This window comes from Pseudomonas sp. SDO55104_S430 (genome assembly GCF_054070595.1).
Genome location: NZ_JBSVXG010000053.1, coordinates 1 through 25849, shown reverse-complemented (window position 1 = coordinate 25849; position 25849 = coordinate 1). Strand labels below are relative to the sequence as shown.

The 25849-nt window shown below is 61.1% G+C and carries 22 protein-coding genes; 15 read left to right on the top strand and 7 right to left on the bottom strand.

The features are described from left to right. Positions 1–313 precede the first annotated feature (313 nt). Together ACW9JE_RS12250 and dinG are read right to left on the bottom strand one after the other, a co-directional pair. Positions 314–2815: a beta-agarase gene (locus tag ACW9JE_RS12250; RefSeq protein WP_457432901.1), complete on the bottom strand. Its 2502-nt coding sequence runs from the start codon at positions 2813–2815 to the stop codon at positions 314–316. 95 nt (positions 2816–2910) lie between these two features. Further along, positions 2911–5055: an ATP-dependent DNA helicase DinG gene (gene dinG, locus ACW9JE_RS12245; protein WP_457432900.1), complete on the bottom strand. Its 2145-nt coding sequence runs from the start codon at positions 5053–5055 to the stop codon at positions 2911–2913. A gap of 99 nt (positions 5056–5154) precedes the next feature. On the opposite strand from dinG, the gene ACW9JE_RS12240 reads away from it, so the two are divergent. Further along, the gene (locus ACW9JE_RS12240) at positions 5155–5619 is read left to right on the top strand and encodes a CopD family protein (protein WP_224541936.1); all 465 of its coding nucleotides are present in this window, start codon (positions 5155–5157) and stop codon (positions 5617–5619) included. Positions 5620–5696: 77 nt separating this feature from the next. On the opposite strand, the gene ACW9JE_RS12235 is transcribed toward ACW9JE_RS12240, so the two are convergent. The 4 genes from ACW9JE_RS12235 to ACW9JE_RS12220 all read right to left on the bottom strand — a co-directional run bounded on the left by ACW9JE_RS12235 (position 5697) and on the right by ACW9JE_RS12220 (position 8382). Next, on the bottom strand, positions 5697–6455 hold the full coding sequence (locus tag ACW9JE_RS12235) for a collagen-like protein (protein WP_224541165.1): 759 nt from the start codon (positions 6453–6455) through the stop codon (positions 5697–5699). Continuing rightward, positions 6448–6726, bottom strand: a complete 279-nt coding sequence (locus ACW9JE_RS12230) for a DUF1145 domain-containing protein (RefSeq protein ID WP_224541163.1) — start codon at positions 6724–6726, stop codon at positions 6448–6450. Before ACW9JE_RS12230 ends, ACW9JE_RS12235 begins: the two co-directional genes overlap by 8 nt. A gap of 150 nt (positions 6727–6876) precedes the next feature. Then, positions 6877–7596 (bottom strand): OmpA family protein, encoded by a 720-nt coding sequence (locus ACW9JE_RS12225; protein WP_224541161.1) that lies wholly within the window; start codon positions 7594–7596, stop codon positions 6877–6879. Between the two features lie 90 nt (positions 7597–7686). Further along, positions 7687–8382 carry an OmpA family protein gene (locus ACW9JE_RS12220; RefSeq protein WP_224541158.1) on the bottom strand — a complete coding sequence of 232 codons (696 nt, stop codon included), beginning with the start codon at positions 8380–8382 and terminating at the stop codon, positions 7687–7689. Between the two features lie 190 nt (positions 8383–8572). Between ACW9JE_RS12220 and ACW9JE_RS12215 the strand changes: the two genes are divergently transcribed. From ACW9JE_RS12215 to ACW9JE_RS12200, 4 genes are all read left to right on the top strand, one after another. After that, positions 8573–9070, top strand: coding sequence for a DUF6231 family protein (locus ACW9JE_RS12215; protein ID WP_457432897.1), 498 nt, complete (start codon positions 8573–8575; stop codon positions 9068–9070). Between the two features lie 4 nt (positions 9071–9074). Further along, positions 9075–9551 (top strand): YchJ family protein, encoded by a 477-nt coding sequence (locus ACW9JE_RS12210; protein ID WP_224541156.1) that lies wholly within the window; start codon positions 9075–9077, stop codon positions 9549–9551. A gap of 163 nt (positions 9552–9714) precedes the next feature. Beyond that, on the top strand, positions 9715–10200 hold the full coding sequence (locus tag ACW9JE_RS12205; protein WP_457432896.1) for an LEA type 2 family protein: 486 nt from the start codon (positions 9715–9717) through the stop codon (positions 10198–10200). 5 nt (positions 10201–10205) lie between these two features. Then, on the top strand, positions 10206–10412 hold the full coding sequence (locus ACW9JE_RS12200) for an SEC-C metal-binding domain-containing protein (protein ID WP_224541151.1): 207 nt from the start codon (positions 10206–10208) through the stop codon (positions 10410–10412). Between the two features lie 170 nt (positions 10413–10582). Here ACW9JE_RS12200 and ACW9JE_RS12195 read toward each other — a convergent pair whose 3' ends face one another. After that, positions 10583–11140: a cysteine hydrolase family protein gene (locus ACW9JE_RS12195; protein ID WP_224541149.1), complete on the bottom strand. Its 558-nt coding sequence runs from the start codon at positions 11138–11140 to the stop codon at positions 10583–10585. 196 nt (positions 11141–11336) lie between these two features. Between ACW9JE_RS12195 and ACW9JE_RS12190 the strand changes: the two genes are divergently transcribed. The 10 genes from ACW9JE_RS12190 to ACW9JE_RS12145 all read left to right on the top strand — a co-directional run bounded on the left by ACW9JE_RS12190 (position 11337) and on the right by ACW9JE_RS12145 (position 25726). Continuing rightward, on the top strand, positions 11337–13787 hold the full coding sequence (locus ACW9JE_RS12190; RefSeq protein WP_457432895.1) for a penicillin acylase family protein: 2451 nt from the start codon (positions 11337–11339) through the stop codon (positions 13785–13787). A 210-nt stretch (positions 13788–13997) separates the two neighbouring features. Further along, positions 13998–15011: a ligase-associated DNA damage response exonuclease gene (locus ACW9JE_RS12185; protein ID WP_224541146.1), complete on the top strand. Its 1014-nt coding sequence runs from the start codon at positions 13998–14000 to the stop codon at positions 15009–15011. Next, positions 15008–16696 (top strand): ATP-dependent DNA ligase, encoded by a 1689-nt coding sequence (locus tag ACW9JE_RS12180; RefSeq protein ID WP_457432893.1) that lies wholly within the window; start codon positions 15008–15010, stop codon positions 16694–16696. Before ACW9JE_RS12185 ends, ACW9JE_RS12180 begins: the two co-directional genes overlap by 4 nt. Before the next feature lie 313 nt (positions 16697–17009). Further along, positions 17010–20276, top strand: coding sequence for a toxin VasX (locus ACW9JE_RS12175; protein ID WP_457432892.1), 3267 nt, complete (start codon positions 17010–17012; stop codon positions 20274–20276). Further along, positions 20273–21205 carry a hypothetical protein gene (locus ACW9JE_RS12170; RefSeq protein ID WP_457432891.1) on the top strand — a complete coding sequence of 311 codons (933 nt, stop codon included), beginning with the start codon at positions 20273–20275 and terminating at the stop codon, positions 21203–21205. Before ACW9JE_RS12175 ends, ACW9JE_RS12170 begins: the two co-directional genes overlap by 4 nt. 322 nt (positions 21206–21527) lie before the next feature. Then, positions 21528–22310 carry a transporter substrate-binding domain-containing protein gene (locus tag ACW9JE_RS12165; protein ID WP_224533436.1) on the top strand — a complete coding sequence of 261 codons (783 nt, stop codon included), beginning with the start codon at positions 21528–21530 and terminating at the stop codon, positions 22308–22310. Between the two features lie 56 nt (positions 22311–22366). Beyond that, on the top strand, positions 22367–23095 hold the full coding sequence (locus ACW9JE_RS12160; RefSeq protein WP_457432890.1) for an ABC transporter permease: 729 nt from the start codon (positions 22367–22369) through the stop codon (positions 23093–23095). Further along, positions 23092–23802, top strand: coding sequence for an ABC transporter permease (locus tag ACW9JE_RS12155; RefSeq protein WP_224533434.1), 711 nt, complete (start codon positions 23092–23094; stop codon positions 23800–23802). Before ACW9JE_RS12160 ends, ACW9JE_RS12155 begins: the two co-directional genes overlap by 4 nt. 27 nt (positions 23803–23829) lie before the next feature. Then, complete coding sequence (locus tag ACW9JE_RS12150) at positions 23830–24948, top strand: succinylglutamate desuccinylase/aspartoacylase family protein (protein WP_224533433.1); 1119 nt, start codon at positions 23830–23832, stop codon at positions 24946–24948. 13 nt (positions 24949–24961) lie between these two features. Next, a complete protein-coding gene (locus ACW9JE_RS12145; RefSeq protein WP_457432889.1) occupies positions 24962–25726 on the top strand; it encodes an ABC transporter ATP-binding protein in 765 nt (254 codons plus the stop codon). The last annotated feature ends 123 nt before the right edge of the window (positions 25727–25849 follow it).

The following is a 25849-nucleotide window of genomic DNA, read 5'->3' as shown; positions in this document are numbered from 1 at the left end:
CGTAAGGGCGGAACCCTAAGCCGCCGTTACCGCAGCAACGGATATGCACCCAATCAAAAAAGCTCGCGAGCAGGCTCGCACACATTCGAACCGAGTACATCCTCAAAAGCCAGGTCGTCTACCAGAACGCCTTCGCGAGCAAGCCCGCTCCCACAGGGGGTCTGGGTACATCCGCGAGAGTCAGGTCGGCTGGCAGGCCGCCATCGCTGGCAAGCCAGCTCCCACAATTGATCCCGCTACATCCGCAAGATCACGTCGGCTGTCAGGACGCCTTCGCGGGCAAGCCTCGCTCCTACGAAGTGATGTGGGTCAGTTAGTGGCCCTTGCCCGAATGCCCACCTGCGCCCTTCCCCGGCCCTTTGCCGGCATCCGCATCGCGCCCACCTTCGCTATCGTGTTTGACCTTGTCCGCCTCGGCGCTGGCCTTCTGCGCCTCCTTGGCCAACTGATCCACCGCCGCCAGATTGCTTTTGCGCACACTGTCGACAAACCCCTGAAACGGCAGATCAGTAATCCCCACCAGACCAAAATGACCGTTCTCACCATCCAGCAAACGCCCGGTAACTGGCTGGTCGAGGTACTGGAACCAGTGCACCCCGACAATCGAAGGTTCACTCAGCGCCTGCTTCAGGAAGTTCGCGTAAGCCGGCCCCCGGTCCTCCTCTTTCGCCAACTGCGTCACCCCACCCCAGAACGGCCCACGATCAGTCGAACCGAAGTTGAACTCGGTAATCAACACCGGCTTGTTCAGCTCGCGCAGCTTGGCAAAGTCATAACCGTCCTGCGGTTGCAGCGTATACAGATTGAAGCTCAACACATCGCAGTAACGGGCACAGGACTCAACCGCTTCCGGCGTACTGACGGCAAATCGCCCCCCCAGCAGCAACTGATTCGGCGCGTGCCACTTGAGCGAGTCGGAAATGGTCTTGAAATAGGTGTCGGCGAAAACCTTCTGGAAATACTTGAAGTCAGCCTCGATCTCCGGATGTTCAGGGCTCGGCAACGGCGGCACGAAACCAGGGTCCTCCATCAACTCCCAGGCCGGCAAGTCGATACCCCAGGCCTTGGACAGACCCGCCTGGTTGCGATACTTGTCGCGCAGTTGCTTGAGAAATGCACGCTTGGCCGGCACGTCGGTGGTCATCTTCAACGTACCGTAGGCCAGGGCGTAACGGGCTTTCGGATCGTCACCGGGACCGGCCCAGGCCAGTTCATTGTCGGCGTAGTAACCGATCAGCCACGGATCGTCGCGATGGTCGCGGGTGGCGATGGCCACGGCGCGTTCGGTGGCCATGGCGAAACGCGGATCGAACGGGTCGGGCATGCCGCCCCACCAGTCATTGCCGGTACTGATGCTGGTGTAATCGCCGACGATCGACAGCGGTAAGGTATATGGCACACGCTCCGCATCGCCAAGAGATGGCGCGCTCCAGTTGCCAACGGTGTTGAATCCCCAGGCTTGCAGACGATCGAGGGTCTGGCTGGCCCAGCGATTTTCGTCGAAGGTCGCTTTGCAGGGTTCTGTCGCAGTGCGCTTGGCCGCTTTCGCTGCCGCGGCTTGTTCCGCGTCAGCCTTGGCCGCTTCGGCGACACCGGATTCGGCCGTCTCAGGCACCAACGGTTGCTCCGCCGCTTTCTCTGCGCTGGCTTCCACCGCGTCGGATTTGGCCGCTTCGGCGACCCCGGATTTGGTCTCGCTGCCCGGCACGCACGGATCGCCATACAGACGCTGCAGGTTGGCGCCATAGAAGTCATACCAGCGCCCGGCATTGAAACCGCGGCCCTGATCAACGCCATTGCCGCCACGGTTATCCCCCTCGCCAAAGTGGCTGGCCAACGGCTCGCCCGCCTTGGGCAGGGATTCGAACATCCACTCACGTCCGGCAACGTAGGTCTGGTTCACATCCGCCGCGACGGTGTTGACGCCCAACGAATAGAACGGATAACCCAGCGGCGTGACCAGATACCAGCGCCCGTCGCGCTTTTCAGTGCGGAAAAAACCGCTGCCCTTGAACGCCGGGCCCTGGGTCCAGCCGCCGAACTTGTCCAGCGGTGCCTTGGCGCGCTCGGCCAGCCAGCCCTTCAACTGCTGTTGTTCCTTGGCGGCCGCGCCTTTGAGTTGTTCGTCGCTGCCGACTTTTTCCGGCCATTTACCCCGGGTCGACTGACCGTAGGCGTCTACCAGATTACCGTACGCCGCTTTGGTGGCGGCTTCACCATCCTCAACACCGAAGCGCTCGAGCAGAATGCTTTGGGCGGCCTTCGGTTGGTCCATCGACAGACTGACCGACACCACCTGGGCGCGATCCAGTTCACCGCTGCTGCTGGCCAGCAATACACGCGAGCCATCGACCGTCACCGGCATCGGCGGCCCGGCTTTCATGCCCTGGCTCAGTGGCGAAGTCGCCACCAGCGGCACGAGCAATGTCTGCGCCGGCCCTGCCGGCAGGTCGATGCGACTGGTCAGGGTCTTGCCGTCGTTACTCTGAATTTGCACATAGAGGGTGATCGGCCAGTTCATGGCGCTCTGGATGCGTAGGCTCATCATTGCCGACTGCGACCAGTCCCAGGCGCCGGTTTGCGGGCTCAAACGCAAGGTCGGGCGGGCGACCGGATTGAAGGTCACCCGGCGCAGTACTTCGCCTTCAGGGGTTTGCTCGGCGTTGGATTGCGGCAGATCGGCGTTCTCGGTGGCCACTTTGACCACGTCCGCGGGGCGGACGAAGTTGAACAGGGTCTGCTGACCAGTAGGCGCCGCCAGCAAGGGGGCGGCGAAGACCAGGGCAAAAATGGCGGGTAACGAACGGCGAATCATGAGAACGGAATTCTCCCTAACGACCTCAATGGGCCAGTGAAACAGCGATGACAGAGAGATAGACAACGCGGTGGGCAGATTTGCCCACCGACATATCAGGAAATTTCGCGACGGAAAGGAGGCAACGCATTGAGGATCGCCTTGCCATAGCGCTGGGTGACCAGACGCCGGTCGAGCAAGGTGATGGTGCCGCGGTCTTCTTCGGTGCGCAGCAGGCGACCGCAAGCCTGGACCAGCTTCAACGAGGCGTCCGGCACGGAGATTTCCATGAATGGATTGCCACCCCGGGCTTCGATCCATTCGGCCAGCGCCGCTTCGACCGGATCGTCGGGCACCGAGAACGGAATCTTGGCGATGACCACGTGTTCACAATAGGCGCCGGGCAAGTCGACGCCCTCGGCAAAACTCGCAAGACCGAACAACACGCTCGAATCCCCGCCATCGACCCTGGCCTTGTGTTTGTTCAGGGTTTCCTGCTTCGACAGGTTGCCTTGAATGAACACCTGCTTGCGCCAGTCGCGATCGAGGCCATCGAACACGTCCTGCATCTGTTTGCGCGAGGAAAACAGCACCAGCGTGCCCCGCGAGCCTTCGACCAGGTCCGGCAAGTCGCGGATGATCGCGGCGGTATGCGCCGCCGCATCACGAGGGTCGGCGTTGAGATTCGGCACTTTCAGCACACCGGCATCGGCGTGATGGAACGGGCTCGGCACCACGGCGGTCACGGCATGTTTCGGCAGGCCGGCGCGCATGCGGAATCGGTCGAAAGTACCGAGGGCGGTCAAGGTCGCCGAAGTCACCAGGGCGCCATAGGCCACGTTCCACAGACTGCGCCGCAGCATGTCCGCCGCGAGGATCGGGCTGGCATTGACCTCGATGTCGAACAGCGAGCCGCTTTCGGCCAGGGTCAGCCAGCGGGCCATGGGCGGGTTGTCTTCCGGGTCTTCGACGGTGAATGCGGTCCACAGCTCCCAGTTGCCCGAGCAACGGGACAGCAGACTGCCGAACAGCGGATACCACTCTTCGGCCTGATTGCTGGCGATGCCGATGTTGACCTCGCCGTCCATGCCTTCCTTGAGCAAGTCGGTCAGGCGGGTGAACAGATCGGTCAGGCGCGCAAAGCCTTTCTTCAGTTCGATGCCCATCTCGCGCATGTGCTCGGGGATCACTCCGCCGACGAAACGATGACGCGGCCGTTCGCGGCCTTCGACGTCTTCACCGGGTTTGAAATCGGCGATCTGCTCGCAGGCGGTGAACATGAATTGCTGCTGGGTCTTGATCTCCCGCGCCAACTCCGGCACCTGCTCGATCAGCTTGCCCAGATCCCCCGGCAGCGGGTGCTGGGCCAGCAGTTTGGTGAGGTTCTTGGCTGTGGTTTCCAGCCAGTCGGCGGTGGAACGCAGGCGGGTGTAATGGGCGAAATGGCCGATGGCCTTGTCGGGCAGGTGATGGCCTTCGTCGAATACGTAGAGGGTGTCGCGCGGGTCCGGCAGCACGGCGCCGCCGCCCAAGGCGAGGTCCGCCAGCACCATGTCGTGGTTGGTGACGATCACATCGACCTTGCCCATGCCTTCGCGGGCCTTGTAAAAGGCGCACTGGCCGAAGTTCGGGCAATGACGGTTGGTGCACTGGCTGTGATCGGTGGTCAGGCGTGCCCAGTCGGCGTCCTCCAGGGCGTTGGGCCAGCTGTCGCGGTCGCCGTCCCATTTATTGCCGGCGAGTTTCTCGATCATGCTGGTGAACAGCTTCTGACTGGCCTCATCCACCTCGATCTTGAAGCCTTCTTCCTCGAACAGCTGCGCGGTGGCGGTCTGTGCGTGGCCTTCCTGGAGCAGCATGTCGAGCTTGGACAGGCACATGTAGCGCCCGCGCCCCTTGGCCAGGGCGAAGCTGAAATTCAGCCCGCTGTTGCGCATCAGGTCCGGCAGATCCTTGTAGACGATCTGCTCCTGCAGGGCGACGGTGGCCGTGGCGATCACCAGGCGCTTGCCGGCGGCCTTGGCAGCAGGAATCGACGCCAGGCTGTAGGCCACGGTCTTGCCGGTACCGGTGCCGGCTTCCACCGCGACAATCGCGGGATCGCCGCTGCGCCGGCCTTCGTCGTCGGTGTCGATGTCACCGAGGACCTTGGCGACTTCGGCGATCATCAGGCGTTGGCCGTAACGCGGCTTGAGGCTCTTGGCTTCGAGAAAACGCGAATAGGCGCCCTGGATCGTGGTTTTGAGTTCAGTGCTGATCATGGATTGTCGGGCGCAAAAAACGCTGGATAAATTTTCAGTGGTTCGGATCGGCCGCTATCATACCCCGCTAATTAATCCCGCGCAGAACGGAGTACCCCAATGACCGCTTTTAGCCTTGTTTATAGCCTGCATGTCCTCGCCGCACTGGTGTGGGTGGGCGGCATGTTTTTCGCCTGGATAGTCTTGCGCCCCGCGGCGATCAAGGCTCTCGAAGGTCCTGCCCGACTGAAGCTCTGGGTAGAAGTGTTTCAAGGCTTTTTCCGCTGGGTCTGGGGCGCGGTCATTCTGCTGCCGGTCACCGGCGTGGGCATGCTGAACCTGCATTTCACCGGCTTTGAGCATGCGCCGCGTTACGTGCAGGTGATGATGGGGCTCTATCTGGTGATGACGGCGCTGTTCATCCGGATTCAGGCGTTGATGCTGCCGGAGTTGCGCAAGGCCGTGGAAGCGCAGGACTGGCCGACCGGGGCGTCGGTGCTGGGGCGGATTCGCCGGGTGGTGGGTTTCAATCTGCTGGTGGGGGTGGCTGTGGTGGCGATTGCCGCAGCACGGCTGACCTTTTAACAGCATCGCGAGCAGGCTCGCTCCTACAGGATCTGCACTGTCCCTGTGGGAGCGAGCCTGCTCGCGATAGGGTCGAATTACAACCGCTGTACCGTCACCGAACCCGCCGCACCCGCAGCCCCTGGCTGTCCATCAGCCCCAGGCTTGCCACTTTTGCCGCCATCAGCCTTGTAAACAACGCAGCCCTTGGCCTTGCCACCCGCGCCCGGCTTGCCGCCAGGTCCGGCCAGGCCACCGGCACCGCCGGCCACTTGCACCTTGATCTGTTCCGCCGGGTAATCGTGCGGCACCGCCAGTTTCACCAGCGCTCCCGGCGCTCCTGGCTGGCCATCGCTGCCGTTGCTGCCATCAGCACCGCGACCGGCCTGGCCCCACGCACAACCCGGTGCCTCACCATTGGCCCCGTCCAGCCCGAAGAACCCCGGCGCCCCTGCCCCACCGCGGGCATCCACCTGCAACAGCGGCGCGTTCAAAGCCTTGATCTGCAAATTCAGGTTGCGCCCGGAACGGGCCGCTTTCTGGTAAGTGCCTGGCGCGCCACGGGCAGTGATCTGGCTGCCTTCGGACAAATCGGCACGGCTGACCTTCAGCTCGAACGCCTGTTCGCCGGGCACGATCGCGATCCGCGCTTCACGCCCCAGATGCAGTTCACCCACGGTGAGTTCGGTCACGTTCGAAGGGATCAGCAAGGTGCCGTAGTCGGCCACTTCCAGGCGTTCCAACTGCAAGGTGCTTGCGGTGTTGGGCAGACGCATCAGCGAGTTGGTTTCGACGCTGACCACCTGGGCGCAGGCCAATGGGCTGATGAGTGCAGCGAGCAGACAGAGTTTACGCATGGGAAGCCTTAGATGCGGTGGGGGCAGGAATGGTTAGCAGGTGGAAAACGCCGAAAATGACAATCTTCAGACGATCACGCCAGGGATGCTCGCGTCCTCTGAGACTGCGAAAGCACAACAGTGCCTCGAGCAGATGCAGGACCGCCAGCACGGCGCCGGCCAGGTTGACCAACTGGTGCAACGGATAAACGAACGGTATGAGCAGATTGGCAAGCACTACCAGCCAGAACAGCAGAGTCAGCAGCTTCCCCAGCCCCCATAGCACCTTCATACGCGCCCCCGATAAGAATTATTGTTTGGGGCACAGTAACGGCATCCACGCGGGATTAGCCAGAGGGCAAGCGAAAAAACTTGATGAAGATCGCCGAATGGCCGTCGAAACGCGGCGAATCCGCGCTCGACGGCTCTAGCCCGGCGCTCTCTATCGATTGATGTGCAACTCCACGCGACGGTTTTTCGCGCGGCCTTCCTCGGTGTCGTTGTCCGCCACCGGCTGGCTTTCGCCCTTGCCTTCGCTGGTAAGCTTGGCCGGCGCCACGCCCTGTGTCAGCAGATAATGCGCCACGCTGCTGGCACGCCGCTCAGACAGACCCTGGTTGTAGGCATCCGAGCCGACGCTGTCGGTATGCCCGACCACCTTGATGCTGACCACACTGTCATCCTCCAGCTTGCCCATGATCGAGTCGAGCTGGCTTTGCGCGGTCGGGGTCAGGTCGGACTGGTTGAAGGCAAACAGCACATCGCCCGCATCGCTCAGGGTGATGACCTCGGCCTGCACAGGCTCAGCCGGTTTCACGCTGGCCGGGTATTGCGGCAGCGGGCAACCGCGATGATCTACAGGGGTATTGGCCGGAGTGTCAGGGCAGCGATCGCGTCGGTCGAAAACGCCATCGCCGTCTTCATCGCCATCCTGGGCATAACAGATCAAGCCACCGGTCAAAATGCCGAGCGCCGCTCCGCCGGCCGCCCAACCGCCACTTTCGATGGCGCCCAGGCCTCCGCCGACCAGTCCGCCAATGACGCTGCAGATCGGCCAGGTACGCTGATTGAGGGGGGCAGTGCCATCACTGTGAGTAGCGCAACCGGTCAACAGGCTGCCGAGCAGCAGAACCGGCAAGACGGTCCGTGTGAGATTGCTCATTTTTGAAAGCTCCTGTGTCACCGGCCGATGCCGGTTACACAGGAGTAAAGACCCGCATCCGCGACTGCACAAGCCGCGGATGCGAGGGACCTAGCGTTGGATTTTGATTTCCGTGCGACGGTTTTGCGCACGGCCGTCGGCGGTTTTGTTGTCGGCAACCGGCTGGCTTTCACCGGCACCGGAAACAGACACAAAGTTGCTGCGTGGCACGCCTTCCTGGATCAGGTACTCAACCACCGAGTGAGCGCGTTTATCCGACAGTTTCTGGTTGTAGGAATCGCTGCCCACGCTGTCGGTATGGCCGGTAACGGTCAACTGAGCATTAGGCGCCTCGCCTTTCAAGCGAGTGGCAATCTTGTCCAGCACTTGTTTGTCGGACGCTGTGAGGGTCGCCTTGTCGAACTGGAAGTGAACATCGCGGATGACGATGACTTCTTCCTTGACCACCACGACCTCTTCAACCACTGGAGCCGGAGCTGGTGGTGGGCAGCCATCGGCATCGACCTTCACGCCTCGAGGCGTGCCAGGGCACTTGTCGCGGCTGTCCGGTACGCCGTCGCCGTCTTCGTCGCCATCGCCATGAACCCAGCAATAGGCCGCTGCCGTACCACCGACAACCAGCGCACCCCAGCCTGCCCATGACGAACTCTCGGTGGCACCGAGTCCCGCACCCACGACACCTCCGACCGCCGCACAGGTCGGCCAGTCGGTCTTCTGCAAACCTGCACAACCAGTCAAAACACTGGTTAGCAGAACCAGGGGTAACGCCGTCCGAACTATGCTCATCTAGTTTTCTCCTGAATGATCGGCTTAGAACCGATTCAGGGAGTAAAGACCGGAGTTTAAAACTCCGCCAGCAATAGGCCATTGCAGATTTGTCCCGTATTCACGGGAGATCGTCACTTTTCCCCCGAACCCGCTCTAGGCTCGAACTTGCGGGCAGGCTAGTCTTGGCAGATCTGAGTGAGGGTCTCCAATGAATGCAGGTATTTCTTCGCGCACACCCCAGCAGGCACTCGCCGCTTTGCTGGATCGCTACGCGCCTTCGCGACTGTTGCTGATCGGCGCCAGCGAATTCCCGGCGCTCGAGGCGTTCAAGCTCGCGCACCCGGACACCTGCGTGGCGCACGCGGCGCCCGGACCATTGCCGGATGAATTGGCGGCGCGCCGTTTCGATCTGGCGCTGGTGGTCGATTGTCTTGAGCACTTGCCCAAGCGCGAGGGTCTGAACCTGCTGGGCGGCATCCGCAACCTCAACGCCAGTCGCATTGCGGTATTGGCCGACTTGCCCGCCAGCGGTTGGCAGGAAACGGATTTTTTCTCCCTGGCGCTGCAAGCCAGCGAGCGCTTTCAACGCGATGACCAGGTGTTGACCCTGTTCACCTACGATCTGCTTGAATACAAACAAGTCCCCGACTGGCTCAACTCGCGTTTCTGGGCCAATCCGGAAAACTTCGGGAAATACTGGTGGTAACGCAATGAGTACATCCATTTGCCCCTGCGGTAGCGGCACCCTGCTCGATGCCTGCTGCGGCCATTACCATGCCGGCCACCCGGCACCCTGCGCCGAAGCGCTGATGCGTTCGCGCTACAGCGCTTATGTGCTGGGCCTGATCGATTATCTGGTGGCGACCACTCTGCCCGCCCAGCAGTCGGGTCTGGATCGGCAATCGATCAGCGACTGGAGCGCCCAGAGCACCTGGCTGGGGTTGGAGGTGGAAAGCTCGGAAGTGCTCGGCGGCCAGCCGGAACACGCCTTCGTCACTTTCACCGCCCGCTGGCACGACGGCAGCGGCGAGCACAGCCATCGCGAGCGCTCCTCTTTCGTGCAGAACGCCGGACGTTGGTATTTCATCGACCCGACCGTGCCCCTGGACATCGGCCGCAACGACGCCTGTCCTTGCGCCAGCGGACAGAAATTCAAAAAGTGCTGTTCGGGATATTTCGGCAGTTGAGGTGAGCGTTTTTCTGTAGCCGCTGCCGAGGGCTGCGTTCACCTGCTTAGCAGGCGTAAAACCAGGCGGCATGGTGTCTGAGGTAGAACGAGGTCGCAGGATTGGCGGCTGCTGCGCAGCCGAACGCAGGCTTCGCCAGCTGCTACAAAGGGAGAATCGCGCCATGATCACCCGACGACTCGCACACGGTCTGCTCACGCTGGCTCTTTGTCTGGGGCTCGGTGGCTGCGCGTCCTGGTTCAGCTCCGATGAACCGGACCCCGAGGTGCATCTGGTCAAGGTTGAGGTGGTGCGGGCCAAACTGATGGAGCAGCGCTTCGTGCTGCACTTTCGCATCGACAACCGCAACGACAGCGAACTGACCGTACGCGGCATGGAATATCGCGTTCATCTGGGGGGCATCCTGCTGGCCGATGGCGAGCATGAGCACTGGGTCACCGTTAACCCCAAGAGCAGTCGCTTCTACAAAGTGCCGATCCGCACCAACCTCTGGCCCAAGCTCAAGGATCTGGTCAAACAACTCAAGGAATCCAGGCAGGGCGTCCCCTATCGTCTGGAAGGCGAGATGGAAACCGGTTTATTCATCGCTCACTACGTGCACCTGGCGCGTAATGGCGTGATAATCCCCGCCGATCTAATTCCGGAGTGACCTCGATGACCCAGCAACCCCATGTCCATGGCCCAGACTGCAACCACGATCATGACCACCATGAACATGATCACGACCATGGCCATGTCCACGGCCCGCACTGCAACCATGCTCCTCAGGAGCCGGTCCGCAACGCCCTGAAAGACGTCGGCCGCAACGACCCTTGCCCATGCGGCAACGGCAAGAAATTCAAGAAGTGCCACGGCGCTTGATGTTTTTCGCCTGATCGACTGCTATCGCGAGCAGGCTCACTCCCACAGGTTTCGAGAACAACACAAACCCTGTGGGAGCGTGGCTTGCCCGCGAATGGATTTACCTGACACCTTGATGCTAGCTGCCCCACCGCCTTCGCGGGCAAGCCACGCTCCTACAAGTCGGGACTTCAGGCATCCGCCAGGATGAAGGCGGTGCTGACCACCGTCGCGTACTCCCCATGCAGATTCCCCAGCGACATCCCGTGCACCTCCTGCGCCGAACGGGCATTGCCGAAAAAATCGGCCTTGTCGAAGGTGAAGCACGCATCCTCAGCCACCCAGGTCTCGAAACCCAGATTGCCCGCCGTACGCGCCGTGGATTCCACCGAGTTGTGGGTCGCCACACCCACGATGATCAATTGCCCGATCCCCGCCTCGCGCAAATACGTCTCCAGTCCCGTGGCGCAAAACGCATCGGGCACCTGCTTTTGAATCAGTTGCTCGCCAGCTAGCGGCGTGAAGCGCTCCTGAAACTCCACCCCCGACTGCTGCGGCCAGAACACCGAATCTTCGCTGCACGACAAGTGCTGTACGTGAATGATCGGTCGGGCGCTGCGTCGCCAATGGTTCAACAGTTCGAGCATGCGATCTTCGGCCTGTGGATTGTTTCGTGGACCGAGCCTGGGGTGCAGGATGCCCTTTTGTTGATCGATGATGATCAGTGCGGCGTTCGGCTTGAGTTCCATGCCCGTGCATCTCCGGAAATATTGATCGAGGGGCGAAAAGATCGCAGCCTGAGGCAGCACCTGCAAGGTGTGCGCGACCTTGCAATGCAATTATCCGATAAATCCTGAAATAACCTCGTCCCGCCGCTTGCGCCGCCATCGCCTGCTCACTAACGTAGCGACTTTATTGCGCTACCACCCCCGCAGGAGCTTTGCCATGGCCTCGCCAGCCCTTACACAATTTCTACCCCGGTTCGGCGTTGCCGCAGCAGTGGCGGGGGTTTTGAGCCTGACCGGTTGTCAGAGCTTCAATGCCCAGGACACTCTCCCACCCGTCTCCGGCGTGCAGCCGCTCAAGGGTCTGGCGCAGAACGTTTCGGTACGGCGCAATGCCATGGGCATGCCGTTGATCGAAAGCAGCAGCTTCCACGACGCACTGTTCACCCTCGGCTATGTGCACGCCAGCGATCGCATCACGCAAATGGTCACCCTGCGCCTGCTGGCCCAGGGGCGCCTGGCCGAGATGCAGGGTGCCGACCTGCTCGATGCCGACCGCTATATGCGCGCCGTCAACCTGAAGAAAAGCGCCGGTGAGCTGTACAAGGCCTCTTCGCCGCGCCTCAAGCGCTTCTTCGAAGTCTATGCCCGCGGGGTCAACGCCTACCTGTTCCGCTACCGCGACAAACTGCCGGCTGACCTCGCCGCCAGCGGTTACAAACCTGAATACTGGAAACCGGAAGACTCGGCGCTGATTTTCTGCCTGCTGAATTTCAGCCAGTCAGCGAATCTGCCGGAAGAAATTGCCTCGCTGGTGCTGGCGCAGACGGTCACCACCGACAAACTGGCATGGCTGACGCCATCGGCCCCGGACGAAAAACTGCCGCTGGCCGAAAGCGAGAAACTGCAAGGCATCAAGCTCAACGGGCAAGTGCCGGGACTCGCCGAGCTCAGCAAAGCCACCGGCCAGCTGTCCGAGCTGAATATGTTGGGCGCCACTTCGTCCAACAACTGGGCCATCGCCCCGCAACGCAGCCGCAGCGGCAAGAGCCTTTTGGCCAGCGACAGTCATGGCCCGATGGGCGTGCCGTCGCTGTACAGCTACGTGCAGATCCGCACCACCAAGTATCAGGCCTCCGGCGCGACTATCGCCGGCTTGCCGATGATCCTTGGCGGCTTTAACGGCAAGGTGGCGTGGAGCGCGACCAGCGTCATGGGCGACAACCAGGATCTGTTCCTGGAAAAAATCCGCCGCCAGGGCAATGGCCTGGCCTATGAAAGCAACGGCAAATGGCAGCCGGCGATCGTGCGCAACGAAACCTATTTCGTCAAAGGCCAGCGGCCGATTCGCGAAGCGGTGTACGAAACCGGTCATGGTCCGTTGCTCAACAGCGCCCAGGGCCTGGCCCAGGGCAGCGGCCTCGGCCTGGCCTTGCAGACGCCGAATTTCACCGACGATAAAACCCTGGACGCGTTCTTCGATCTGTCCCGGGCGCAGAACGTCGAACGTGCGTCGGACGCCAGCCGCGAGATCCGCGCCATCGCCCTGAACCTGGTGTTCGCCGATGCCAGCAACATCGGCTGGCAGGTCACCGGTCGTTACCCGAACCGCCGTGAAGGCGAAGGGCTGCTGCCTTCGCCGGGTTGGGAAAGCCGCTACGACTGGGACGGTTACGCCGACCCGATGCTGCACCCCTACGATCAGGACCCGGCCCAGGGCTGGCTCGGCACCGCCAACCAGCGGGTCATTCCCCATGGCTACGGCATGCAGCTGTCCAATTCCTGGTCGGCACCGGAACGCGGCGAGCGCCTGGCCCAACTGGCGGGTGCGGGCAAACATGACACCCGCAGCCTGATCGCCATGCAGTACGACCAGACCACCACCTTCGCCGCCAAGCTGAAGAAGATGTCCGAAGCACCGGGCATGGCCCAGCCACTCAAGCAGGCCATCGACGCCTTGCCGGCGGCGGATCGCGACAAGGCGCGCGAAGCCTTCACCCGGTTGATGGCGTTTGACGGCAAGCTAAGCCCGACTTCCGCCGATGCCGCGATCTACGAGCTGTTCCTGCAGGAAAGCACCAAGCAGATTTTCCTCGACGAACTGGGTCCGGAAAGCAGCCCGGCCTGGAAAGCCTTCATCGCCAACGGCAAGTTGTCCTACGCCGCGCAGGCCGATCACCTGCTGGGACGCGAAGACAGTCCGTTCTGGGATGACCTGCGCACCCCGCAGAAAGAAGACAAACCGGCGATCCTCGCCCGTAGCCTGGCCGCGGCGATCAACGCTGGCGACAGTCAGTTGGGCGGCAGTCACAGCGCCTGGCAGTGGGGCAAACTGCATCGCTATGAATGGAAGAACAGCAGTGGCCAGACGGTGCGCGGACCGCTGGCGGCCGGTGGCGATCACACCACCCTCAACACCGCCGCGTTCGCCTGGGGCCAGGACTTCAACACCACGCTGGTGCCGGCGATGCGCTTCATCGTCGACTTCGGCCAGTCCGAGCCGCTGACAGCGCAGCTTGCCACCGGCCAGTCCGGCAATCCGGCCAGCCCGTATTATCTCAACAGCATCGACCCGTGGCTGAAGGGGCAGTACATGAGTTTGCCGATGCAGCCGCAGAACTTTGACCGCGTGTACGGCACCAAGCGCCTGACACTGACACCGGGCAAGTAAAGGCAGAACCGAAACCCTGTGGGAGCGGGCTTGCTCGCGAAGGCGGTGGATCAGTCAACATTGACGTCGACTGACACACCGCTTTCGCGAGCAAGTCGAATCGTCGCACCGCCGCTCCCACATTGGAATTGCGTTGCCCCCGAAAATCGATAGAACTTCTCCCCCCGCGCCCGCCTCTCACCTAACAAGTCCCTCCACCCGGATATCAACGTGGACCTTGTCATCGCGCGTCCCGAAGGCCTGTATTGCCCCGCTGGCGATTTCTACATCGACCCGTGGCGTCCGGTCGAGCGCGCGGTCATCACCCATGCCCATGGCGACCATGCCCGCACCGGAAACCGGCATTATCTGGCGGCAGCACCCGGTGAAGGCATCCTGCGTTCGCGCCTCGGTCAGGACATTGACCTGCAAACGCTGGCGTACGGCGAACGTGTGCTGCATCACGGCGTCACCCTGAGCTTTCACCCCGCCGGCCATGTGCTCGGCTCGGCTCAGGTGCGCCTGGAGTACGGTGGCGAAGTGTGGGTCGCATCCGGCGACTACAAGATCGAACCCGACGGCACCTGCGCGCCGTTCGAGCCGGTGCGCTGCGACACCTTCATCACCGAGTCGACCTTCGGCCTGCCGATCTACCGCTGGCAACCTCAGGCCCAGATATTTGCCGAGATCAATCAGTGGTGGCAGGCCAACGCCGCCGAAGACAAGGCCAGCGTGCTGTTCTGCTATTCCTTCGGCAAGGCCCAGCGCATTCTCCATGGCATCGACGCCAGCCTCGGGCCGATCCTCACCCATGGCGCGGTCGAGCCGCTGAACCGGGTGTATCGCGATGGCGGCATCTATCTGCCGCCGACGATCTACGCCGGCAGCCTGGAAAAATCCGATCCGAAACTGCGCAAGGCACTGGTCATCGCTCCGCCGTCCGCCGGCGGCAGCAGCTGGATGCGTCGCTTCGGCGACTACAGCGATGCCTTCGCCAGCGGCTGGATGCGTTTACGCGGCACCCGCCGTCGGCGCGGTGTGGATCGCGGTTTCGTGCTCTCCGATCACGCGGACTGGCCGGGCCTGTTGTGGGCCATCGAGCAGACCGGCGCCGAACGGGTGATGGTCACCCACGGCTCGGTCGCCGTGCTGGTTCGCCACCTGCGCGAACAAGGCCTGGACGCCCAGGGTTTCAACACCGAATACGGTGACGATGAAGAGGAATCCATCGAGGCCGGCTCATGAAAGCCTTCGCCGAGTTGTACGCCGAGCTCGACGCCACCACCTCGAGCAACGCCAAACTGGCGGCGATGCAGCGCTACTTCGCCCAGGCCTCGCCGGAAGATGCCGCGTGGGCGGTGTACTTTCTGTCCGGCGGACGGCCCCGGCAATTGGTCCCGGTGCGAGTGCTGCGGGAACTGGCGATGGCCTATTCCGGGCTGTCGTTGTGGCTGTTCGAAGAGAGTTACCAAGCCGTGGGCGATCTGGCGGAGACCATCTCGCTGGTGCTGCCGGAAGTCCCCCACACCTCCACCGACGGGCTGGCGGTGTGGATCGAAGAAAAACTCCTGCCCCTGCGCGGAGAACCTCCGGAAGTGCTGGCCGAACGTCTGCCCGAATTCTGGTCGCAACTGGACCGCGCCAGCCTGATGCTCTGCATCAAACTGATCACCGGTAGTTTCCGTGTGGGCGTCTCGAAACTGCTGGTGACCCGCGCGCTTGCCGCCATGGCTCATCTGGACAGCAAACGCGTGGCCCAGCGTCTGGTGGGTTATACCGATCTGTCCAACCGTCCTGACGCGGCGAGTTACCTGAAGCTGATTGCCGCCGAGTCCGACGACGAGCATGCCCAGCGTGGTGGGCAGCCTTATCCTTTTTTCCTCGCACATGCACTGTCGCAACCGGTCGAGCAGTTTGAAACCTTGCTCGGCCCTGCCAGTGATTGGCAGGTCGAGTGGAAGTGGGACGGCATCCGCGCCCAGGTGGTCAAGCGCGACGGACGCCTATGGGTCTGGTCTCGTGGTGAAGAGTTGGTGACCGAACGCTTTCCTGAATTCGAAAGTCTGATGCATTGCCTGCCCGACGGGACGGTGATCGACGGAGAAATTGTTGCCTGGAAAGCCGATCAGCCGCACACCGAAGACGCCTTCGACCCGCAATCTGTGACAACGCCCGCCGTGCAGCCCTTCGCCCTGCTGCAACAGCGAATCGGCCGCAAGACCCTGAGCAAAAAGATCCTCAATGACGCACCGGTGGTTCTGCTCGCTTATGACCTGCTGGAGTGGCAAGGCGAAGACTGGCGCAACCAGCCACAAGCCCGGCGTCGTGAGCAACTTGAGCAACTCATCATCCAGAGCAATCACCCGGCGTTGCTCGCCTCGCCCCTGCTCACCGGCCAGGACTGGTTCGACCTCGCCCGGCAACGGGAGGCGTCTCGCCAACTCGGTGTCGAAGGCATGATGCTCAAGGCCCGGGAGGCGATGTACGGCGTGGGCCGGACCAAGGACGTCGGCGTGTGGTGGAAATGGAAAGTCGACCCGTTCAGCGTCGATGCGGTGCTGATTTATGCGCAACGCGGCCACGGTCGCCGGGCCAGCCTGTACAGCGACTACACCTTCGCCGTCTGGGACGGCCCGCCTGACGCCAGCGAACGCACCCTGGTGCCGTTCGCCAAGGCTTACTCGGGGCTGACCGACGAAGAAATGCGCAAGGTCGACAACATCGTGCGTAAAACCACCGTGGAAAAATTCGGCCCGGTGATCAGCGTCAAACCGAGTCTGGTGTTTGAGCTTGGATTCGAGGGGATTGCCCTGTCCAAACGACACAAGAGTGGGATCGCAGTGCGCTTTCCACGGATGCTGCGCTGGCGTCAGGACAAGACAGTGGATGAGGCGGATCACCTTGGGACATTGCAGGATTTGTTGGCCTGATTCCGCCCTGATGCCTCATCGCCATGATGCGCAAGAAGTTGCGCACAAAAATGTGGATAACCCTGTGGATACAACTCTGAAGACTGCGCCTTTCTGGCGATTCAGAGAAGTGCGCAAGAAGTTGCACAGCACTGCGCAACTTCTTGCGCACTTTCAGGGGCGATTGAGCCTCGAATTGTTTCGAAAATCGGATAAATCCGCCTCATATCCCCAGCTTCATTGACCCAAAATATTTCTGGCACGTTCCTTGAGAAGGGTTCAGGTACCCATCGGGCGATTTTCCCGGTGGACACACTGACAAGGAGTCCTTTTCATGACCCCCACCGTGCTCGATAAAATCCGCAATCTCGCTAGGGCTGATCACGCCGCAAAAACCCTGTTTGGCAGTGAAGACCTGTCGAGCCCGGTCAGCACATGCCCGGCCCGGCAGGCGGAGATCTTCGTCGTCCCAAGCCGCTACGCGATGGCCGAACAGGCCGCCAAACACGCGGATTTCCAGCCTCCCAGCCTGACCCAAAGCCACCCGATGGCACTGCGCCGCTTGCGTGCGGGATACGTTTACCTGTGGCATGTCGAAGGCCCGCTCAAACGCTATGCCGTGGCGACTGATGGCCTGCTGCTTGAACAACCGCTGACACAATCCCACGCCGCCGTCCCCATCGGAGAAATGGCCGGGATTGCCCTGAACAAGTGCCACGATGCATGGATGCTCTACAGCGAAATGCCCTTGAGCCAGGACGCCTGCGAGCGTCTTGAAAACGCCGATGAACGCGGCAAGCGCATGCGTCAGATCCAACTCACCGAGGTCGCCAATCGCCTTTCAGCCAAACACTGCCCACCGCTCGACAAAGCGCTTGAGCTGGTCGCCGAACTCATGCCCAAGGTACGCGAGGCCGCCCTGGCCCACGATTACCAACACAACGGTGCCGCCTACCGCCAGGGCATGGAAGCACTGGGCAAAGTGCTGTACGCCGATCCCACAACGGAGAACATCAAGGCCTTCGCCGCCAGCTCGGAGTTTCTGCGCGTGCGCGAAAACGCGGCCGCTGCCCAATCGCCCGAAATACCGTCAATTGAGCCGGGGACCTGGAGCGCCAGTCCATGGGAAGTGGACGCCACTCAAGGCTGGCTGGACGCAGCCAGGCGTCAGGCGGGGCCGCTGTATGCGGTGTTTACTGCGCTGAATGATGATTTGGGGGTGCTGCGAGATATCAACCATGAGCAGGAGTTGGTCGAGGCAGAACACGAAGAATGGGTCGCCGACAACAGCCTGCGCCAGACCGTCGCTAGTTTTATCCGCAGCATGGTCACCGAAGACGGCGCGCAAGTGGCCAGCCTGCTCAATTACCGGTATCGCGAACACGACCTGCAACTGACGCCCGAACAGGGCGAAACGCTGCTCGACAGTCAGAATCAACTCAACGTCCTCTTGGCCGAAGAAACCCGGATCAACCAGCAACGAGGTCGTCAGTACGGGCACTCCCAGGCGGATACCTTGTTGGCCCAGGTCCGTAGCCGTGAGCAAGCGGTGTTGAGCGAGGTGCGCAGCTTCATACCGAGTGAATTGCACCATGAAACGCAACAAGTCGTGCGCGAGTATCGCCAGGAAAAAGTCAGCAATCTGCAAGGTGACGGCGGCGCCGCCAAGGTCGGGCAATACATCGATCTGGCGAGCATGAACCACTGGCTGGATCAGGAAGCGCCGCAGCATTTCGAACAGGTCGAAACGCGTCATCGATTGCTGTACGCCGATCGCAAAACCTACCTGCACCGCAGTGAGAGCGGCACCTGGTTTGTCGACCAGAGCCGCGAAGATCATCTCATGTGGCTGGAAACCCTGACGCTCGCCTGCCTGAGCGCCCAGTGCAGCCGCAGCGAAGGCGCCAAGCAGTTTGTCGACTACGTGAACAGCAACGATCCGGGCTTGCTGCGTCTGGTGTTCCACGCCTGGAGTCCGAGCCTGGAGGCGGCGGTCAACAGCGTCACGCGCATTCAGGAACTGGTGGCGGCGCTGAGCCTGGAAAACCTCGTCGAAACCCGTACCGCCATATCCAGGGTTCTGGACACCGACACCCTGCGCAACATCGAGCGGTTGGCCAGCAACCTCGAAGGCGCCTGGGCCGCGACCATGACCCGCCTCGGCGCCGCCCTGATCCAGACCCAGAACGGCACGGCGATGGCCATGGGGCTGTTTCTGGTCATGCGTCTGGGCGAGGACACTCGCATGCTGTTCAGGATTGAGAACGGTCTGCACATGTGGCGCCTGGCCGGTATGAAGGCTGAATTCCTTGAGCAATGGACACGTGTCGTCACCCAGTCCATCACCTTCGGACGCACCAGCACCATCGTCAACTCCCCCTCGGTTCAGGGGGCGGGCGGATTGCTGCCGTTGGCGGCGCTGGTGGTCAACGTGCTTAACGCCGGCGCTTATGCCCGGCAGGCGGCCATGTTGGAAGGGGGTGATACGCAGCGGCAGGCGGATGGTTTGTCGGCGTACTTATATGCGGGGGCGGCGTTGGGAGCGGTGATTCAGAATTGGATGATTTTGGGGAGGGGGATTCAAGAGATAGGGCGTGGGGTTTCAGTTGCGCCGACGTTGACTTTATTTGGGGGGATTGTAGGAGGTTTATCATTTAGAGCAGCAGTCAGTGAGTTCACTTCACTGCAAATTCAGATGGAGGCCTCACAGAAGAATATTGACCCTTGGCTACGGATGAAAAGTTTAGCTGTCAGTGGCCAGGCCGCGGTTTACAGTGCCCAAGGATTGCTGGGTTTAAGTCTGACCGGCATGCGGCTGGCCAATAAAATCAGCACCCCTGAAGCCATACGCCGGTTCCGACTGGGTATGGGGCCGATCAACCTGCTGCTGTTGGCGCTCGGCGGGCTGTACATGTTCGCCTCGTTCCGCCAGGCCAATCCAATACAAAACTACCTGGCCAACTGCTGCTGGTGCCATCGTAGGGCCAGCGATAACTCGCCCATCTCCCCCCAGACACAGCTCAAAGAAATCAACGAATTGTTGGTACTGCTATATCAACCACGCCTGTCGATGGAAACCCGTGAGGTATACATTACGGGTTCGCTGGGTGACACGATTACGCAGGACGGCATCAGCCAACTGACCATTGACTTGCCCGGTGCCGCTCCCGGCGCCGCACAAATCGACCTGGCGATGAGCGGCAACCTGACCCCGCTCTCGACCGGTTTCGGTGATGGTACGCAGGGCACACCTATCGATCTTGGTGCCACTTGGCTCAGAGCCAGTCAGTGTAGCTGGACTCCGATCGATGCCGGTCAGGGGTTGCGCCTAAGCGGCAACTTCCCCCGCCCCCTCACTCGCCTGACCTTGCGCCTCTGCTACCTGAGCCCGGTGGCGCTGCTGGCCGGTGTCGGTGCGACTATCGGCAGTGCCAAAGGCCTGGCCTATGTCCTGGCGCCCAACGGCGGACTGCTGAGCCCTTGGGGTGAAATCATCACCCTGCGTCCAGGCGAACCCACCTACGAACTGGATCGGGCCAGCGTTCACCGCCTCGGCCCGCAACAGAACTCCAGCTATCTGATACCTAAGGATGAAGCATGACTTCAGCCAAGCCCGGCAGCCGCAAAGGGCTGTTTTCACGAGAAGATTATCTGGCGCCTCCCGCTGCCCCGACAGGGCAACCACCAAAAGATGTGCTCAACATCATCTGGCGCAAAAACGAGGTATTTCTCGATATCGGCTCGTACAGCATCGGCTCTTTTGTCATGGTGCTTTGGCCTGTACTCCTGATCTTTTTATGGATGGCATGGGACATGGGTTTTGAGTCGCTGAATGTGCTCTTTTGGTATGGATTCATGTGTTTTTGCGGCTTTCCGATACTGATGCTCATCTACATTTTGAGCCGCCCCGTCCCTCTTCCCGTGCGCTTCAACCGTCAACGCCGCGAAGTCTGTGTGCCATTCGAAGATGGCCGTTACTGGATCGTGCCGTGGGAGCAGGTCACAGCCCAAGCCGTGGCGATGGACTCTGTCGGCCAACACGGCAAAATCACTCAAGGTCTATTGGTGGTGGGCTTTCGAAATCCCGATCCCGATGCGCCGGAGAAGGAGCGTGATTTCACCCTGGGATTCAGTTGCGGCGGCGGTGCAACGGCGATGAGTCTCTGGGAGTGCATGCGCAGCTATATGGAGGTTGACGCAGATGCAGTTCCAGCGAGTCGATTGGGACGAAGGCCTTACGCAGAAACTCAAATCGGTTCCATTGTTACCAGCTTGTTCAAGGGCGATATTCTCGATGTCTTGCACGGCCTGTTTTTCATTGTTTTCCTGGGAACATATTGGGCAGAGAAAGTGCAGAACTGGAAACTCGCGCCCCCACCTGATCTGACAAATCCCGCCATCATCGAATGGTCCAAACCCCTGCCTCCCGAACAGTGGGCTCAACGCTCAGCGGAGCTGGAGGCAGCGATCGCCGTGCGTGAGGCCGAATTAGCTGCGCAGCAACAAACCCAAATCAGTCGGTTTACCTGACCCGGCGCGCTCGCAGGAATCGGGGCGGCTTCGCCGCCCAACGGGGATAAATCCCCTCACCACAGGTAAATACACCTCTCACAGATAAACCGCTCGCCCCACAAACCGACACCACCAACCCAAGTTCGCAACCCCAAAACAGTGCAGGCTTTCCACCGCGCCCATTTTCGTGCACTAATCGCTTCCGGCAATTTCCTGAATACCTTTTAAACGCTTGTTCGGCACTCTGGTTCGGAAATTGCTACCTTCATTAGGTCTTACGCTTACCAGTAACAATAATTCTGCGCCACAAGCGCTCATATTGGTTCTTAGGGATTGAATAATGAAAAAAGCATTGCTGACCCTGTCTGCACTGGCATTGTGCGTAGCTGCTGGCTCTGCGCTGGCGAAGGAATACAAGGAATTGCGCTTCGGTGTTGACCCTTCCTACGCTCCGTTCGAGTCGAAAGCGGCCGATGGCAGCCTGGTAGGCTTCGATATCGATCTGGGCAACGCAATCTGCGCCGAGCTGAAGGTCAAGTGCAAATGGGTCGAAAGCGATTTCGACGGCATGATTCCGGGCCTGAAGGCCAATAAATTCGACGGTGTCATCTCTTCGATGACCGTCACCCCGGCCCGCGAAAAAGCCATCGACTTCTCCAGCGAGCTGTTCTCCGGCCCGACCGCCTATGTCTCCAAGAAAGATTCCGGCGTGACCACCGACGTCGCTTCCCTCAAGGGCAAAACCGTCGGCTACGAGCAAGGCACCATCCAGGAAGCCTATGCCAAGGCCGTTCTGGACAAGGCTGGCGTGAAAACCCAGGCCTATCAGAACCAGGACCAGGTATATGCAGACCTGATGTCCGGTCGTCTTGATGCCGGTATCCAGGACATGCTGCAGGCCGAACTGGGCTTTTTGAAGTCGCCGCAAGGCACCGGTTATGAAGTCAGCCAAGCGGTCGACAGCGAACTGCTGCCAGCCAAAACCGCCGTCGGCATTAAGAAAGGTAACACCGAGCTGAAGGCACTTTTGGACAAAGGTATCAAAGCGTTACACGATGATGGCACCTACGCCACCATTCAGAAGAAACACTTTGGCGATCTGAATCTGTACAGCGGCAAATAATGCCCGGCGCCCATCTTGCGATGGGCGCTTTTTTCTTCCGCTCAGGTTGCTGATTTATGTTCGAAAACCTATTACAAAATCTGGGGCTCTCAGCCTTCAGCCTCAAGGGCTTCGGTCCGTTGCTGATGGAAGGCACCTGGATGACCATCAAATTATCGGCGATGTCGCTGCTGGTGGCCGTGTTGCTCGGCCTGATCGGCGCCAGTGCCAAGCTGTCAAAAGTCAAACTGGTGCGCCTGCCTGCCCAGTGCTACACCACGCTGATTCGCGGGGTGCCGGACCTGGTGCTGATGCTGCTGATCTTCTACAGCCTGCAAACCTGGCTGACGTCGTTCACCGACTACATGGAATGGGAATACATCGAGATCAACCCATTCAGCGCCGGGGTGCTTACCCTGGGCTTCATTTATGGCGCGTACTTCACCGAGACCTTCCGTGGCGCAATTCTCGCCGTGCCCCGCGGGCAAGTCGAAGCGGCCACCGCCTATGGCCTCAAGCGCGGCCAGCGTTTCCGCCTCGTGGTGTTCCCGCAGATGATGCGTTACGCCTTGCCGGGTATCGGCAATAACTGGATGGTGATGCTCAAGGCCACCGCGCTGGTATCGATCATCGGTCTTGCTGATCTGGTCAAAGCCGCACAGGACGCCGGTAAAAGCAGCTATCAGCTGTTCTATTTCCTGGTGCTCGCCGCCGTGATCTACCTGCTGATCACCAGCGCCTCCAACGTCATTCTGCGCTGGCTGGAACGCCGCTACGCCGCAGGCACACGGGAGGCCGTACGATGATCGAACTCCTGCAGGAATACTGGAGGCCTTTCCTCTATAGCGACGGTCAGAACATCACGGGCTTGGCCATGACCATGTGGTTGCTCAGCGCGTCGATCTTCTTCGGTTTCATCGTATCGATTCCACTGTCCATCGCCCGGGTCTCGAGCCGTTTCTACATTCGCTGGCCGGTGCAGTTCTACACCTACCTGTTCCGTGGCACCCCGCTCTACATTCAGTTGCTGATCTGCTACACCGGGATCTACAGCCTGGCCGCGGTGCGTGCGCAACCGCTGCTCGACAGCTTTTTCCGCGATGCGATGAACTGCACCATCCTGGCGTTCGCCCTGAACACCTGCGCCTACACCACGGAGATTTTCGCCGGGGCGATTCGCAGCATGGCCCATGGTGAAGTCGAAGCGGCCAAGGCCTACGGCCTCACCGGCTGGAAGCTGTACGCCTACGTGATCATGCCCTCGGCCCTGCGCCGTTCGTTGCCCTACTACAGCAACGAAGTGATCCTGATGCTGCACTCGACCACCGTGGCTTTCACCGCGACCATTCCGGACATTCTGAAAGTGGCTCGGGACGCCAACTCGGCGACCTTCCTGACCTTCCAGTCGTTCGGCATCGCCGCGCTGATCTACCTGGCCATCACCTTTACGCTGGTCGGCCTGTTCCGTCTTGCCGAACGCCGCTGGCTGGCCTTCCTCGGGCCGACCCACTAGCACCTATCCTGTTTCAGGGAACAAGCGATGCGCCACCAGATACATGATCTGCTGTCTCCGGTACCGGGGACAGCACGACAGATCCACAGCTTCCACTTCGGGCCGACCTCGGCCCAGGGCAAGATCTACATCCAGTCGTCCCTTCACGCCGATGAAATGCCCGGCATGCTGGTGTCCTGGCACCTCAAGCAACGTCTGGCGGAGCTGGAAGCCGCCGGCCGCCTGCGCAGCGAAATCGTGCTGGTCCCGGTCGCCAATCCGGTCGGCCTGGAACAGGTGCTGATGGATGTGCCGCTGGGCCGGTACGAGCTGGAAAGCGGGCAGAACTTCAACCGCTGGTTCGTCGACTTGAGTGAAGAAGTCGGCAACGAGATCGAAGGCCAGCTCAGCGACGATCCGCATCACAACTTGCAACTGATTCGCAGCAGCCTGCGCCATGCCCTGGCGCGTCACACCGCCAGCACCCAACTGCAATCCCAGCGCCTGACCCTGCAACGGCTCGCCTGCGATGCCGACATGGTGCTGGACCTGCATTGCGATTTCGAAGCGGTCGCTCACCTCTACACCACCCCCGAGGCCTGGTCGCAGGTCGAACCGCTGGCGCGCTACATCGGTGCCGAAGCCAGCCTGCTGGCCACCGATTCCGGCGGTCAGTCGTTCGACGAATGCTTCACCCTGTTGTGGTGGCAATTGAAGGAACGCTTCGGCGAGCACTTCGATATTCCGCTGGGCAGCTTCTCCGTGACCGTTGAGCTGCGCGGCCAGGGCGACGTCAATCACCCGCTGGCCAGTCTCGACAGCCAGGCGCTGATCGATTACCTGATTCACTTCGGCGCTATTGCCGGCGAACCGGCGCCCTTGCCCGAACTGCCCTACCCGGCCACCCCGCTGGCCGGCGTCGAACCGGTCGCCACGCCGGTCGGCGGCCTGCTGGTGTTCACCGCCATGCCAGGGGAATACCTGGAAGCCGGACAACTGATCGCCGAAATCATCGACCCCATTTCCGACAGCGTCACGCCGGTGCGTTGCACCGCCAGCGGCCTGATGTACGCCCGCTCGCTGCGACGCATGGCCACCGCCGGTATGGTGATCGCTCACGTTGCAGGCGCCGAAGCCTATCGCAGCGGCTACCTACTTTCGCCTTGAGGATGCTTGTTCCATGTACAAACTGACCATTGAAGACCTGCATAAAAGCTATGGCGATCATGAGGTGCTCAAGGGTGTTTCGCTCAAGGCCAACACCGGCGACGTCATCAGCCTGATCGGCGCCAGCGGCTCGGGCAAAAGTACCTTCCTGCGTTGCATCAACTTTCTTGAACAACCCAACGACGGCGCAATGACCCTCGACGGCCAGTCGATCCGCATGATCAAGGATCGCCACGGTATGCATGTCGCCGATCCGGATGAGCTGCAAAAGATCCGCACTCGCCTGGCCATGGTGTTCCAGCACTTCAACCTGTGGAGCCACATGACGGTGCTGGAGAACATCACCATGGCACCACGCCGGGTGCTGGGCTGCGGCAAGCAGGAAGCCGAAGACCGCGCTCGCCGTTACCTGGACAAGGTCGGCCTGCCGGCGCGGGTGGCCGAGCAGTATCCGGCGTTTCTTTCCGGCGGCCAGCAACAGCGCGTGGCGATTGCCCGGGCGCTGGCGATGGAGCCGGAAGTGATGCTGTTCGACGAACCGACCTCGGCGCTCGACCCGGAACTGGTGGGCGAAGTGCTGAAGGTGATCCAGGGCCTGGCCGAGGAAGGCCGGACCATGATCATGGTGACCCACGAAATGAGCTTCGCGCGCAAGGTTTCGAACCAGGTGCTGTTCCTGCACCAGGGCCGCGTGGAAGAGGAAGGCGCGCCGGAAGAGGTGCTGGGTAATCCGAAGAGCGAGCGTCTCAAGCAGTTCCTGAGCGGCAATCTCAAGTAAACACGCCTCCCCTGTGGGAGCGGGCTTGCTCGCGAAAACGGTGTGTCAGACAGCATCTATGTTGAATGTCCGTCCGCACTCTCGAGCCAACCCACTCCCACACTTTTTCCCTCATCCGGTCAG

Bases quoted from the DNA above. Each gene is read 5' to 3' on its own strand.
- ACW9JE_RS12155 (WP_224533434.1), top strand. From the start codon at position 23,092: ATGATCGAACTCCTGCAGGAATACTGGAGGCCTTTCCTCTATAGCGAC.
- ACW9JE_RS12170 (WP_457432891.1), top strand. From the start codon at position 20,273: ATGACTTCAGCCAAGCCCGGCAGCCGCAAAGGGCTGTTTTCACGAGAA.
- ACW9JE_RS12230 (WP_224541163.1), bottom strand. From the start codon at position 6,726: ATGAAGGTGCTATGGGGGCTGGGGAAGCTGCTGACTCTGCTGTTCTGG.
- ACW9JE_RS12225 (WP_224541161.1), bottom strand. From the start codon at position 7,596: ATGAGCAATCTCACACGGACCGTCTTGCCGGTTCTGCTGCTCGGCAGC.
- ACW9JE_RS12190 (WP_457432895.1), top strand. From the start codon at position 11,337: ATGGCCTCGCCAGCCCTTACACAATTTCTACCCCGGTTCGGCGTTGCC.
- ACW9JE_RS12150 (WP_224533433.1), top strand. From the start codon at position 23,830: ATGCGCCACCAGATACATGATCTGCTGTCTCCGGTACCGGGGACAGCA.
- ACW9JE_RS12220 (WP_224541158.1), bottom strand. From the start codon at position 8,382: ATGAGCATAGTTCGGACGGCGTTACCCCTGGTTCTGCTAACCAGTGTT.
- dinG (WP_457432900.1), bottom strand. From the start codon at position 5,055: ATGATCAGCACTGAACTCAAAACCACGATCCAGGGCGCCTATTCGCGT.
- ACW9JE_RS12160 (WP_457432890.1), top strand. From the start codon at position 22,367: ATGTTCGAAAACCTATTACAAAATCTGGGGCTCTCAGCCTTCAGCCTC.
- ACW9JE_RS12145 (WP_457432889.1), top strand. From the start codon at position 24,962: ATGTACAAACTGACCATTGAAGACCTGCATAAAAGCTATGGCGATCAT.
- ACW9JE_RS12235 (WP_224541165.1), bottom strand. From the start codon at position 6,455: ATGCGTAAACTCTGTCTGCTCGCTGCACTCATCAGCCCATTGGCCTGC.
- ACW9JE_RS12180 (WP_457432893.1), top strand. From the start codon at position 15,008: ATGAAAGCCTTCGCCGAGTTGTACGCCGAGCTCGACGCCACCACCTCG.
- ACW9JE_RS12210 (WP_224541156.1), top strand. From the start codon at position 9,075: ATGAGTACATCCATTTGCCCCTGCGGTAGCGGCACCCTGCTCGATGCC.
- ACW9JE_RS12250 (WP_457432901.1), bottom strand. From the start codon at position 2,815: ATGATTCGCCGTTCGTTACCCGCCATTTTTGCCCTGGTCTTCGCCGCC.
- ACW9JE_RS12215 (WP_457432897.1), top strand. From the start codon at position 8,573: ATGAATGCAGGTATTTCTTCGCGCACACCCCAGCAGGCACTCGCCGCT.
- ACW9JE_RS12195 (WP_224541149.1), bottom strand. From the start codon at position 11,140: ATGGAACTCAAGCCGAACGCCGCACTGATCATCATCGATCAACAAAAG.
- ACW9JE_RS12200 (WP_224541151.1), top strand. From the start codon at position 10,206: ATGACCCAGCAACCCCATGTCCATGGCCCAGACTGCAACCACGATCAT.
- ACW9JE_RS12240 (WP_224541936.1), top strand. From the start codon at position 5,155: ATGACCGCTTTTAGCCTTGTTTATAGCCTGCATGTCCTCGCCGCACTG.
- ACW9JE_RS12175 (WP_457432892.1), top strand. From the start codon at position 17,010: ATGACCCCCACCGTGCTCGATAAAATCCGCAATCTCGCTAGGGCTGAT.
- ACW9JE_RS12165 (WP_224533436.1), top strand. From the start codon at position 21,528: ATGAAAAAAGCATTGCTGACCCTGTCTGCACTGGCATTGTGCGTAGCT.
- ACW9JE_RS12205 (WP_457432896.1), top strand. From the start codon at position 9,715: ATGATCACCCGACGACTCGCACACGGTCTGCTCACGCTGGCTCTTTGT.